13 protein-coding genes and 1 tRNA gene are annotated in these 11,976 nt (G+C 70.3%); 10 read left to right on the plus strand and 4 right to left on the minus strand.

Annotated features, from left to right (window positions below):
- The first annotated feature begins 75 nt into the window (after positions 1-75).
- From DEU38_RS03535 to DEU38_RS03545, 3 genes are read left to right on the plus strand one after another with little or no spacing between them, the layout of a single operon-like run.
- Entirely contained in the window at positions 76-723 is a 648-nt protein-coding gene (locus DEU38_RS03535; RefSeq protein ID WP_114718744.1) for a PaaI family thioesterase, read from the plus strand.
- Positions 723-1,721 carry an o-succinylbenzoate synthase gene (locus tag DEU38_RS03540; protein WP_114718977.1) on the plus strand — a complete coding sequence of 333 codons (999 nt, stop codon included), beginning with the start codon at positions 723-725 and terminating at the stop codon, positions 1,719-1,721. Before DEU38_RS03535 ends, DEU38_RS03540 begins: the two co-directional genes overlap by 1 nt.
- A gap of 46 nt (positions 1,722-1,767) precedes the next feature.
- On the plus strand, positions 1,768-2,214 hold the full coding sequence (locus tag DEU38_RS03545) for a DUF6918 family protein (RefSeq protein ID WP_114718745.1): 447 nt from the start codon (positions 1,768-1,770) through the stop codon (positions 2,212-2,214).
- 62 nt (positions 2,215-2,276) lie between these two features.
- Here the strand turns inward: DEU38_RS03545 and DEU38_RS03550 are convergent, their stop codons facing one another.
- Entirely contained in the window at positions 2,277-3,119 is an 843-nt protein-coding gene (locus DEU38_RS03550; RefSeq protein WP_114718746.1) for a siderophore-interacting protein, read from the minus strand.
- A 64-nt stretch (positions 3,120-3,183) separates the two neighbouring features.
- Positions 3,184-3,780, minus strand: coding sequence for a flavin reductase family protein (locus DEU38_RS03555; RefSeq protein ID WP_114718978.1), 597 nt, complete (start codon positions 3,778-3,780; stop codon positions 3,184-3,186).
- 77 nt (positions 3,781-3,857) lie between these two features.
- Here DEU38_RS03555 and menD point away from each other — a divergent pair, with 77 nt between their 5' ends.
- The 4 genes from menD to DEU38_RS03575 are packed head-to-tail and all read left to right on the plus strand — an operon-like array spanning position 3,858 to position 7,357.
- A complete protein-coding gene (menD, locus tag DEU38_RS03560; RefSeq protein ID WP_114718747.1) occupies positions 3,858-5,474 on the plus strand; it encodes a 2-succinyl-5-enolpyruvyl-6-hydroxy-3-cyclohexene-1-carboxylic-acid synthase in 1,617 nt (538 codons plus the stop codon).
- Between the two features lie 7 nt (positions 5,475-5,481).
- The gene (locus DEU38_RS03565; RefSeq protein ID WP_114718748.1) at positions 5,482-5,904 is read left to right on the plus strand and encodes a DUF3592 domain-containing protein; all 423 of its coding nucleotides are present in this window, start codon (positions 5,482-5,484) and stop codon (positions 5,902-5,904) included.
- Between the two features lie 35 nt (positions 5,905-5,939).
- Positions 5,940-6,635: a phosphatase PAP2 family protein gene (locus DEU38_RS03570; protein WP_254622622.1), complete on the plus strand. Its 696-nt coding sequence runs from the start codon at positions 5,940-5,942 to the stop codon at positions 6,633-6,635.
- Between the two features lie 23 nt (positions 6,636-6,658).
- Positions 6,659-7,357 (plus strand): demethylmenaquinone methyltransferase, encoded by a 699-nt coding sequence (locus DEU38_RS03575; RefSeq protein WP_114718750.1) that lies wholly within the window; start codon positions 6,659-6,661, stop codon positions 7,355-7,357.
- A 54-nt stretch (positions 7,358-7,411) separates the two neighbouring features.
- Here DEU38_RS03575 and DEU38_RS03580 read toward each other — a convergent pair whose 3' ends face one another.
- Positions 7,412-8,662, minus strand: coding sequence for a geranylgeranyl reductase family protein (locus DEU38_RS03580; RefSeq protein WP_114718979.1), 1,251 nt, complete (start codon positions 8,660-8,662; stop codon positions 7,412-7,414).
- A 161-nt stretch (positions 8,663-8,823) separates the two neighbouring features.
- Between DEU38_RS03580 and DEU38_RS03585 the strand changes: the two genes are divergently transcribed.
- Together DEU38_RS03585 and htpX are read left to right on the plus strand one after the other, a co-directional pair.
- Positions 8,824-9,870: a polyprenyl synthetase family protein gene (locus DEU38_RS03585; RefSeq protein ID WP_114718751.1), complete on the plus strand. Its 1,047-nt coding sequence runs from the start codon at positions 8,824-8,826 to the stop codon at positions 9,868-9,870.
- A gap of 115 nt (positions 9,871-9,985) precedes the next feature.
- Entirely contained in the window at positions 9,986-10,891 is a 906-nt protein-coding gene (gene htpX / locus DEU38_RS03590) for a zinc metalloprotease HtpX (RefSeq protein WP_114718752.1), read from the plus strand.
- 131 nt (positions 10,892-11,022) lie between these two features.
- On the opposite strand, the gene DEU38_RS03595 is transcribed toward htpX, so the two are convergent.
- Positions 11,023-11,514: a YajQ family cyclic di-GMP-binding protein gene (locus DEU38_RS03595; protein ID WP_114718753.1), complete on the minus strand. Its 492-nt coding sequence runs from the start codon at positions 11,512-11,514 to the stop codon at positions 11,023-11,025.
- 167 nt (positions 11,515-11,681) lie between these two features.
- On the opposite strand from DEU38_RS03595, the gene DEU38_RS03600 reads away from it, so the two are divergent.
- Positions 11,682-11,764: transfer RNA gene (locus tag DEU38_RS03600), tRNA-Tyr, on the plus strand.
- Positions 11,765-11,976: the final 212 nt, after the last annotated feature.

The following is an 11,976-nucleotide window of genomic DNA, read 5'->3' on the forward strand; positions in this document are numbered from 1 at the left end:
GATAGGCCCCGGGCTCCGGTGTGTCGGGGCACACCTCGCACCGGAACGACTCCACCCCGGCGATACCGTGCAGGGATGAGCGAGCAACTGCGGTCCGACGACCGGCCCGACGCCGACGTCCACGAGCACCACGGCGGGTTCCCGGTGTTCACGCCCGTCCCGGCGGGGCCGAACTTCGGGAGGTTCGTCGAATCGCTGCGGCGGCTGCAGGACCTCGCGGTGTCGACACACATCCCCGACGACGTGGTCGAGGAGGCCATCGCCCGCGCCGACGCCCTGAGCGACATGCTCGAGCAGTACCGGGTTCCCGAGGGCAAGTCGCCGGCGGGCTTCAACTCGCAGCTGCCCGGCCGTGGCAGCCTGCTGCTCCTGCCGTGGCTGTTCGACAAGGTCGACACCGACGGGGTCCGCGCCCGCGGCGTCTTCCGGATGTACCACCGCGGCGGCAACAACGCCGCGCACGGCGGCACGATCGCGCTGCTGTTCGACGACATGCTCGGCATGATCGTGCACGCGTCCGGACACCCGATCGCGCGCACCGGCTATCTGCACGTCAACTACCGCAAGGTCACCCCCATCGAGACCGAGCTGGTGGTCGAGGGCCGCGTCGACCGGGTCGAGGGCCGCAAGCTGTTCTGCACCGTCGATCTGCGCGACCTGGACGGCAATGTCCTGGCCGACTGCGAGGCCCTGATGATTCAGCTGCTGCCGGGCCAGCCGTGATCTTCCCGTCCCTCGACGACGTCCTGGTCGGGGCCCGCGTGGTGAGCCTGCCGATGCGGGTTCGCTTCCGCGGCATCACCACTCGTGAGGCGCTGCTGCTCGAGGGGCCCGCCGGGTGGGGCGAGTTCGCGCCGTTCCCCGAGTACGACGACGCGGAGGCAGCGCACTGGCTGCGCGCCGGTATCGAGGCCGCGTGGGCGGGGCCGCCGACGCCGGTGCGCCGGCGGGTACCGATCAACGCGACCGTCCCGGCGATCGATCCGGCGCGGGTCCCCGAGATCCTCGCCCGCTTCCCCGGCGCGCGGACCGCGAAGGTCAAGGTCGCGGAGAAGGGGCAGACCCTCGCGCAGGACGTCGCGCGGGTCGACGCGGTGCGCGAGCTGATCCCGAATGTGCGCGTCGACGCAAACGGCGGCTGGAACGTCGACGACGCCGTCGCCGCGCTGACCGCGCTGACCGCGGACGGCCCCCTCGAGTACGCCGAACAGCCGTGCGCCACCGTGCCGGAACTGGTGGAGGTGCGCCGTCGCCTGCCGGGTGTCCCGATCGCCGCCGACGAGAGCATCCGCCGCGCCGAGGACCCGCTCAAGGTGGTGCGGGCCGGCGGCGCCGACGTCGCGGTGGTCAAGGTGCCGCCGCTCGGCGGGATGCGGCGACTGCTCGCACTGGCCGACGAACTCGCAGGTCACGGTGTGCCGGTGGTGGTCTCGAGTGCGCTGGACACCGCCGTCGGAATGAACGCCGGCCTGGCCGCGGCGGCCGCGCTGCCCGGGCTACAGCACGCGTGCGGCCTCGGGACCGGGGGACTGTTCGACGCCGACGTCACGGCCGAACCGCGCGAGATGTCGGACGGCACACTCGACGCGAGCCCGGTGTTCCCGGACCCCGACCGGCTCGCCGAATTGGCCGCGCCGGACCCGCGCGCCGACTGGTGGCGCGACCGGCTGCGGCGGTGCCACGAACTGCTCCTCACCGGTGCAGATACCCGCCTCGTATAGTGTCGTGCCCGCCAGAAATGGACCAGTCGATACGGAGGCTTTGAAAGTGGTTGCAGCTCTGAACGAAACCCTGCTGGACGATGCCCGGTTGCCCGCGGTACTCGCGGACGTCCAGGCGCTCGTCGACGCAGAGGTTTCGGACAAGAAGGGTGCGTCCGGCCTGGCGCTCAAGGGCGGATACTCGGCGGTCAAGAAGGTCGGTCCGTCGATCGTGCCCGACGCCATCGAGGGTTTGCTCCCGGCGTTCGTCGCGCGGCTCGAGCCGTTCTGGCAGGAGTTCGTCGCGAGTGGTGAGGGCAGCTTCTCGGCGTTCCTGACCGCGCGCAGCGATGCCGCCGCCGACGCCCTGCTGGGTGTCACGGACGAGCGCATCGAAGGCACCGACAAGGGCGCGATCAAGAAGGTCTACTCGACCCTGCGTCCGTCGGCGAAGAAGCACGTGATCGAGGCGCTGCCGCGCCTGGGTGATCTGGTGCAGAAGCACGCGGCCTAGTCGGCCGAGACAGTGGGCCCGTCCGGTGCATACCGGGCGGGCCCACTGTCGCTTCGGCGGTGTCAGTACGCGGCGTGGCCGTGGCGCCAGTACCCGGTGAAGGCGATGTCGCTCTTGGGCACGTGCCGGTCGTTGACGAGGTGTCGGCGCACGCCGGTCGCGAGTTCGCTCTCGCCGGCGACGAACGCGTAGAACGGCCCCTCGGGCAGGTCCGACAGGTGGGCCGAGCGCAGTGTCGCGAGCGCCAGCTCACCCGGCCGCGCCGAGGCGTCCTCGCGCACCAGCCAGTGCACGTCCAGGCCGTCGCGCACGGGAACGTCCTGCTTGTCCGGAATGTCACCGGCGTGCGGGATCTCGACGTACGCGCGAACCCGCACGCCCGGGTCCACCGAACGCAGGATCCCGACGATCGCCGGCAGCGCGGACTCGTCGCCCACCAGCAGCTGCCAGCGGGCATCCGGAGTGGGGTTGTAGATCAGGCCCTCGTCGAGCAGGCCGATCCGATCGCCGGGCGCGCACGAGTTGGCCCAGGCCGACGCGGGACCGAGGTCGCCGTGCGAGGCGAAGTCGATGTCGAGTTCGGGGCCGCCCGCGAAAACCCCGCCGGTGGCACGGAACTCGCGGACCGTGTAATTGCGCAGCACCGGACGTACGTCCTTGGGGATCAGCTTGAACTGCGCGAACCACAGGCTGCCACTGGAACCCGGCAGCCGGATGCTCGTCTGCCCGGCTTCCGGGATGAACATGCGGAACCACTGGTCGAAGCCCATCGGGACGAAGCCGCGGAGGTCGTCGCCGCCGATCGTCACGCGGACGAACGACGGGCTGATCTGCTTCGTGCCCAGCACGTGCGCCGAGATGACGGCGCGCTGTTCGGGTTTGACGTACTTGGAGCGTGTGGCCATGACATCCCGTCCCGCGGATCGACAATAGTTTAGCCAACCCTAATGTGAGACTCGTCCTCTTGTGTCAGTCAGGCCGACCGGGCCGCTCGATCCGCCGCACCGGCGGCGTCATGCCCCACTCGTCGCGGCCGAGCCGGCTCAGCGGGGCGATCTTCGCGAACTCCGGCAGGCCGTCGTCGGCCAGCATCTCCGGGCGCACCGCGACCGCGAGGACGTCGCCCATCACGACGAACGAGTTGCCCACCTCGATCACCCGGCGCAGCGTGCACTCGATCGCGACGGGCGCGGCGGCCACACGGCGCGGGCGCACCCGCTCGCTCGGCTCGCTCGCGATGCCGAGGGTCGCGAACTCGTCGGTGCCCGGCCGGTAGGGCGCCGAGCTGGCGTTCACCTCGTCGACGAGCGACTCCGTGGCCAGATTGATCACGAACTCGCCGGTCTCCTCGACGTTGCGGAGGCTGTCCTTGCGGGTGACCGACGTGAACTGGACAACCGGCGGACTCGAACTCGACACCGTGAAGAAGCTGTACGGCGCCAGATTCGGAACCCCGTCGGCCGACAACGTCGAGACCCAGGCGATGGGTCGAGGGACCACCGACGCGGTGAGGACGCTGTAGAAGCGGCCCGGATCGACTCGAGCGGGATCGAAGACTGTACGCACCATCAATCCATCCTGGCAGGACGAGCGTCGGGGTGCCGCGCGGGACGACGGCCGTCGCATCTGCCAATCTTGAAGGCGTGAATCCGTCCACTGCACAAGCCACCGCCGTCGTCGACGAACTGGTTCGCGGCGGGGTACGTGAGGTCGTGCTCTGCCCGGGTTCGCGTAACGCGCCGCTCGCCTTCGCGCTGCAGGCCGCCGACGCCGCCGGGCGACTCCGGCTGCACATGCGGATCGACGAGCGCACCGCCGGGTTCCTCGCGGTGGGTCTCGCGGTCGCGGGCGGGCGGCCCGTGCCGATCGTCATGACGTCCGGCACCGCGGTCGCGAACCTCGCGCCCGCCGTGCTCGAGGCCAACTACGCGCGTGTCCCGTTGGTCGTGCTCAGCGCCAACAGGCCCTACGAGATGCTCGGCACCGGCGCCAACCAGACCGTCGAGCAGCTGGGGTTGTTCGGCAGCCAGGTCCGCGCGACCATCAGCCTCGGCCTCGCCGAGGAGGGTGAGGACCAGAACAGCCAGTGGCGCAGCGCGGTCTGCCGCGTCCTCGCCGCCGCCCGCGGCACCCGCTCCGGCAACGCCGGCCCCGTGCACTTCGACATCCCGCTGCGCGAGCCCCTCGTACCCGACGTCCACACGCAGGGCCCGGTCCCCGAGGGACGCCCGGACGGCGCCGCGTGGACCACCACAATGCACGCCACTCTCGACGTCCCGATGGACCTCGACATCACCCCGGACACGGTCGTGATCTCCGGGCACGGCTCCGCGTATCGGCCCGAACTCGCGCACCTGCCGACCGTTGCCGAGCCCACCGCGCCGCTGCACGGCATCCCGCTGCACCCGCTCGCGCTGCCGCAGCTCAAGCCGCGCCAGGCGATCATCACGGGCCGGCCCACGCTGCACCGTCCGGTGTCGAAGCTGCTCGCCGACCCGTCCGTCGCGGTGTACGCACTCACGACCGGCCCGCGCTGGCCCGACGTCTCCGGCAACGTCCTTGCCACCGGCACCCGGGCCGTCGTGTCCGGTGAGCCCGACCCGGCGTGGATCGCGCGTTGCCGGACGCTGTCGGAGCACGCCGACAAGGCGGTGCGCTCGCAGCTCGCGGCGCACCCGAAGGCCACCGGCCTGCACGTCGCGGCCGCGGTGATGGATGCGCTGTCCGACGGCGACCAGTTGCTGCTCGGGGCGTCGAACCCCGTGCGCGACGCCGCGCTCGTCAGCTACCCGCGACCGGGCGTGAAGGTGCTGTCCAACCGCGGTGTCGCCGGCATCGACGGCACCGTCTCGACGGCCGTCGGCGCGGCACTCGCGTACGAGAGCGAGGGCCGGACGGTCGCGCTGCTCGGCGACCTGACGTTCCTGCACGACGCGTCGGGCCTGCTGATCGGCACCGGCGAGCCGCGGCCCGCCGACCTGACCATCGTGGTCGCCAACGACGACGGCGGCGGCATCTTCGAGCTGCTCGAGCAGGGCGACCCGCAGTACGCGGGCGTGTTCGAGCGGGTCTTCGGCACCCCGCACGGCATGGACCTGGCCGCGCTGTGCGCCGCCTACCGCGTCCCGCACCGCCGGGTGGAACTGCCGGACCTGACGGCCACGCTGACGACCCCGGGGGAGGGCGTCCGGGTGCTCGAGGTGACCACCGAACGATCCGGTCTCCGCGAGCTGCACGCCGCCGTCCGGGCACAACTGTGAGGCGGGCGTGAGTCCCCGCATCGCACACCGCGTGCAGGTCGGCATCGTCGCCGTGGCCGCCGGGATCTCGGTGCTCGCGGTCCTGCTCGTGCTCGCGGCGTGGCGCAACGACCGGACCATCGAGTCCGACATGGGCACCGCCACAGCCGAGGTGCTGTCGGCCGGATCGCTGCGCTCCGCGGTCAGCTTCGTCACCCCCGACGGCGTCACCCACAACCCCAAGCTGGGCGTGCTCTACCCGACCAAGCTCACCGCGGGACAGCGCATCGACGTCGAATACGCGCGCAGCGATCCCGACCTGGTGCGGGTCGCAGGTCGCGACGCCAGCGTCGCGATCGTGCCCGCCGGTTCGGTGATCGTCGTGACCTGGATCGTGGCGCTTCCCGTCCTGCTCGTGGTGCGCCGGAAGGTCGACACCGAGGGTTCCTGAGAAGTTCACTCAGGAAGGGTTTCTAAGCTCGACTGATGCGGAGAAGTTCGGAACGGGCCGGGATGATGCTGATCGCCGCCGCGGTGCTGGTGGTGGCGCTCTACCTACTGCGCGACGTCAGTGCGGCGATCTACCGTGCGATCGTCCCGCACACGTCCGAGATACCGGGCGTCGGGCTGATCGCCGACGTCGGGCTGCTCGCGCTCGTCGCGCTGTTCGCGGTCCTCGCGGTGCAGATGTGGCGCACCCGGTCCGTGTACCTCGGGGACCTGCTGATGGGCGGCTTCGGCGTCGTGGTCGCCTACGCACTCAGCGAAGTGATCAAGGTGTTCGTCAGCGAGGAACGTCCCTGCCGGGTCGAACTCGCGCTGACCGACTGCCCGGCCGCCGGCGACTGGTCCTTCCCGAGCAACCACACCGTCATCGCGGTCGGCCTCGCGACGGCGATCGTCCTCGCCTCCGAGCGCGCGTTGTCGTCGCTGCAGCGGGGTCTCGTGATCGCCCTGGCTGCCCTCATCGGCCTGGCCCGCGTCCTGCAGGGCGTGCACTACCCGCACGACGTCCTCGCCGGCGCGATCGTCGGTTCCTCCGTCACCATCGCGGTCGTCGTGATGCTGGTGCCGTGGGCGCGGAACAAGGCGCGCATGCTCACTCGACGGGTACCCGCTGCGGAGGACCAAGCGCAGGAGAGCCCGACGGGGGAGAGCCCGGCGGCGGACATCGGGGCATGAGCGGGTTGGTAGCGTCTTCCGTCGTGGCAGAAACACACGGATCGCGGGCCTCGCTCGAGAAGGATCCGCACGAGGTCGCATCCATGTTCGACGGTGTCGCGAAGCGCTACGACCTGACGAACACGATCCTGTCGTTCGGGCAGGACCGCAGCTGGCGGAAGGCGACGCGCGCGGCGCTCGACCTGAAGCCGGGGGAGCGGGTCCTCGACCTCGCCGCCGGCACCGGAGTCTCGACCGTCGAACTCGGGCGCTCCGGCGCGTGGGTGGTGGCCACCGACTTCTCGAAGGGCATGCTGCACGCCGGACGCGGGCGCCGGGTCCCGATGGTCGCGGGCGACGCGATGCACCTGCCGTACGCCGACGCGGTGTTCGACGCCGCCACCATCTCGTTCGGGCTGCGCAACGTGTCCGACTTCGACGCCGGCCTGCGCGAGATCGCCCGCGTCACCAAGCCAGGCGGACGCCTCGTCGTCAGCGAGTTCTCGACGCCGGTGTTCGGGCCGTTCCGCACCGTCTACATGGAATACCTGATGAAGGCGCTGCCGCAGGTCGCCCGCGCCGTCAGTAGCAACCCCGACGCCTACGTCTACCTCGCCGAGTCGATCCGGGCGTGGCCGACCCAGGAACAGCTCGCGAAGCGCATCGAGGACGCCGGCTGGCGGAACGTGCAGTGGCGCAACCTCACCGGTGGCGTCGTGGCGCTGCACCGCGCTATTCGGTGAGCCCGCTCACGCGCCATTCGGTGAGCCCGCTCCCGCGCCACCCGCTGGTACAGCTCAGCTGAACGGCGGGCGCGGGTCCAGCCGCAGCGACGCGGCACCCGACGTCCGCCACGCACGGGCCGTGAAATCGGCGTCCTCGTCGGTGACGAGGTTGCCCATCACCCGCACCGCGACGGTCATCATCGCGCGCGAGCGCATCGCGACCGGGCCCGACGCCGGCAGAAAGCGGGCCAGCGTCAGCAGTCCGGCGAGCCGCCGCGCGATCGAGAACGCGCGGCCGTACCGGTCCCGCAGGATCGTCGGCCACGCGTCGGTCAGGTCGTCGTGGTCGAGCACCTGCGCCACCAGGCGCCCGCCCTCGAGCCCGTAGTCGATGCCCTCGCCGTTGAGCGGGTTCACGCACGCCGCGGCGTCGCCGATCAGCGCCCAGTTGCGCCCGGCCACCCCGGACACCGCGCCACCCATCGGCAGCAGCGCCGACGCGACGGAACGCACCTGGCCGTCGAGTTGCCACTCGGCGCGGCGCTGGCCGGCGTACAGCTCGAGCAGGGGCCGCAGCGCGCCCGGAGCGGGGCGCTTGGCCGTCGCGAGGGTGCCGACACCGATGTTGACCTCGCCGGTCCCGAGCGGGAACACCCAGCCGTAGCCGGGCTGCAGCGTGCCGGTGTCGTCGCGCAGTTCGAGATGTGACGTGATCCACGGGTCGTCGCTGCGCGAGGACGTCACGTACGCGCGTGCCGCCACCCCGTACGCGGTGTCGCGGTGCCACTGCCGGCCCAGCTGTTTGCCCAGCGTCGACCGGACGCCGTCGGCGACGATCAGCTTCTCGCACGTGACGGTGTGTGTGCCGTCCGCTGTCTTCACCGTCACCGCGCTCACCCGGTCGCCGCGGCGCTCGACCCCGACCGCCTTGGCGCCCTGGACCATTCGAGCGCCTGCCTCGACGGCCGTGAGTCGCAGCCGGTCGTCGAGCTCGGTGCGCCGTACCGCGCTGCCGACCGCGGGCAGGGTGCCGCCGGGCCACGGCAGCTCCAGTTCGCGGCCCCACCCCGTCAGGCGCAGGCCCCGATTGGTGGTGTGCCCGCGGACCCAGTCGCCCAGACCCAGGTGATCGAGTTCGGCGACCGCACGCGGGGTCAGTCCGTCACCGCAGGTCTTGTCTCGGGGGAAGGTCGCCGCATCGACGAGAAGCACGTCGCGCCCGTCGCGCGCGGCCCACGTGGCCGCCGCCGAGCCCGCCGGACCGGCGCCGACGACCAGGACTTCGGTGCTCGAGGGGAGATGCCGTGAGGAGTGCTCGGGCAGGTTCCGGGCATCGCTGGACCCAGCGGTCGGGAAATGTTCGGCCACCACCCCAGTATCTTCTCAGGCTGAGGTAGCGCAACGCGGTGAGGGCAGGTGTGGTGACAGCCGGTGATACCGCTAGGTTCACTACCGTGGTTACCGAGGCGTCACCGACTACAGGAATGAGTACTGACATCGTGAGCACTGAGGGGTCGGAGCGGGCGGCAGGTTCGGGCACCGTCGTGGCCGGGGTTGACCTCGGCGACCAGCAGCTGGCCGACGTGGTGCGCGACGGTCTCCACCGTGTCGAAGAGCTCCTGGTCAGCGAACTGTCCGACGGCGAGGACTTCCTCACCGAGGCGGCGCTGCACCTCGCGAAGGCCGGCGGCAAGCGGTTCCGTCCGCTGTTCACAGTGCTGACCGCGCAGCTCGGACCCAAGGCATCCGATCCTGCCGTGGTCACGGCGGCCACCGTCGTCGAGCTCGTCCACCTCGCGACGCTGTATCACGACGACGTCATGGACGAGGCGACCATGCGCCGCGGAGCGCCCAGTGCCAACGCCCGCTGGGGCAACAGCATCGCGATCCTCGCCGGCGACTACCTCTTCGCGCACGCGTCGCGCCTGGTGTCCACGCTCGGCCCGGATGCCGTGCGGATCATCGCCGAGACGTTTGCCGAGCTCGTCACCGGCCAGATGCGCGAGACCATCGGCGTCAAGGAACAGCAGGACCCGGTCGACCACTACCTCAAGGTCGTGTGGGAGAAGACCGGCTCGCTGATCGCCGCGAGCGGACGTTTCGGCGGCACGTTCTCGGGCGCCGACGCCGACCAGATCGAGCGGCTCGAGCGCCTCGGCGACGCCGTCGGGATCGCGTTCCAGATCTCCGACGACATCATCGACATCTCCTCGGTGTCGGACCAGTCCGGCAAGACGCCGGGTACCGATCTCCGCGAGGGCGTCCACACGCTGCCCGTGCTGTATGCATTGTGTGAGGAGGGCGCCGACGCAGACCGGCTGCGCGAGTTGCTCGACGGACCCGTCACCGACGACGCCGAGATCGCGGAGTCGCTCGCGCTGCTCGAGCGTTCCCCGGGCATGGCCGCGGCCAAGGCCAAGCTCGGCGAGTACGCCGACCGGGCCCGCGCCGAGTTGGCTCAGCTGCCGCAGGGACCGGCGAACGAAGCTCTTCTGCGACTCGTCGAGTACACCATCGAACGCGTCGGATGACGCTTCGCTGACGTAGTCTTCGACCAGCCCGGGAACCGTCTCCCCGGGCTGGTTCGTTGTTCAGGTCAGGAAGCCACGCGGACGTCGCGGCGGTGGAACAGGGAAGAGGCGAGTCGTGCACGGTTATGCAAACGGTGCCAAGACGTTCGGCCTGCTGGTCGGAATGTCGGCACTGATCATCTTCATCGGCTCGTTGTTCGGCAACCGGAACATCCTGATCTTCTCGATCTTCCTGGCCGTCGCGACCAACGCGTGGGCCTACTTCAACAGCGACAAGCTGGCGCTGCGGGCGATGCACGCCCAACCCATCACCGAGGTCCAGGCCCCGGTCATCTACAAGATCGTCCGTGAGCTGGCGACGGCCGCGCACCAGCCGATGCCGCGGCTCTACATCAGCCCCACCGCGGCGCCCAACGCGTTCGCGACGGGACGCAACCCGCGCCACGCGGCGGTGTGCTGCACCAGCGGGATCCTCGACATCCTCGACGAGCGCGAACTGCGCGCGGTGCTCGGGCACGAACTGTCGCACGTCTACAACCGCGACATCCTGATCTCGTCGGTCGCCGGCGCGATGGCCGCGGTCATCTCGGGTCTGGCGAACATGGCGATCTTCGCGAACATGTTCGGGGGCCGCGGCAACGGGCAGGGGGCCAATCCGATTGCGCTGCTGCTGGTCTCGCTGCTGGGGCCGATCGCGGCCACCGTCGTCAAGCTGGCCGTGTCGCGGTCGCGGGAGTACCAGGCCGACCAGTCCGGTGCCGAACTGACCGGCGATCCGCTGGCGCTGGCGTCGGCGCTGCGGAAGCTCGAGCGCGGCACGCAGGCCGCGCCGCTGCCGCCGGAGCCGAAGATCGCCGCGCAGTCGCACATGATGATCGCCAACCCGTTCCGCGCCGGCGACCGGGTCAGCAAGATGTTCTCCACGCACCCGCCCATGGCCGACCGGATCGCCCGTCTGGAGAAGATGGCCGGTGGCGGCTCGCCCGACGGCGGGCTGCCCCCCACCCATCGCGAGTACTGAGTCCTCGGCCGGTCCGCCGTGCAGGCGGGGGGGACGGCTCGGATCCGACGGAAACGGGCCGCACGCCTCCGCGTGTGCGGAAGGTGTGCGGCCCGTTCGACGGTCCGGTACCGGCGCGGGGCCGGGCGGCGTCAGCGGTAGTTCACGAACTGCAGGGCGATTCCGAAGTCCTCACCCTTGAGCAGCGAGATGACGGCCTGCAGGTCGTCACGCTTCTTGCTGCTCACCCGGAGTTCTTCGCCCTGGATCTGCGCCTTGACGCCCTTGGGGCCCTCGTCGCGGATCTTCTTCGAGATCTTCTTGGCGTTCTCGCTGCTGATGCCCTGCACCAGGGATCCGCTGAGCTTGTAGATCTTGCCGGACTGCGCGGGCTCACCGGCGTCGAACGCCTTGAGTGAGATGTCACGGCGGATCAGCTTCTCCTTGAAGACGTCGAGCGCCGCATTGAGGCGCTCCTCCGTCTCGGCCGTCAGCGTGATGGTCTCCTCGCCGGACCACTCGATGCTCGCCCCGGTGTTGCGGAAATCGAACCGGGTGCCCAGCTCCTTCGCAGCCTGATGCAGAGCGTTGTCCACCTCTTGACGATCAACCTTGCTCACCACATCGAAGGACGAATCAGCCACTGCACACTCCCAAATCCATAGCGGTCGACCCCACCCGGACAGTGGGGGGTTGCCCTGACGCTATCGGGTCGAGACCACCCCTATCCACCCGGTTTGCATATCTGGGGGGGCTTCGTTGTATTCTTCGATACGCGCCAGAGAGCCTGTGCACTCCGGTCGCGAAACCAGGCAGGTTGCCCGAGCGGCCAATGGGAGCGGACTGTAAATCCGTCGGCTTATGCCTACGTAGGTTCGAATCCTACACCTGCCACACAAGTTCAGCCCCGACCCGAAAAGGGTCGGGGCTGAACTGCTTTCGGGGTCCTCTCGTGCCGTCCGGCCCGGCGCCCGGGGCGTATGCCTGTGATCCATCCCACTCAACGGGACCGCGCGGTCTCATCGCATCGGGCGCGCTCTAGCGTCCGGGAGCGAGAGTGGCGCTCGTCACAGGGCGGGTGCCCGAGATGCGCGAAGGAGCCCGAT

This window comes from Rhodococcus sp. AG1013 (assembly GCF_003350365.1).
GTDB lineage: Bacteria > Actinomycetota > Actinomycetes > Mycobacteriales > Mycobacteriaceae > Prescottella.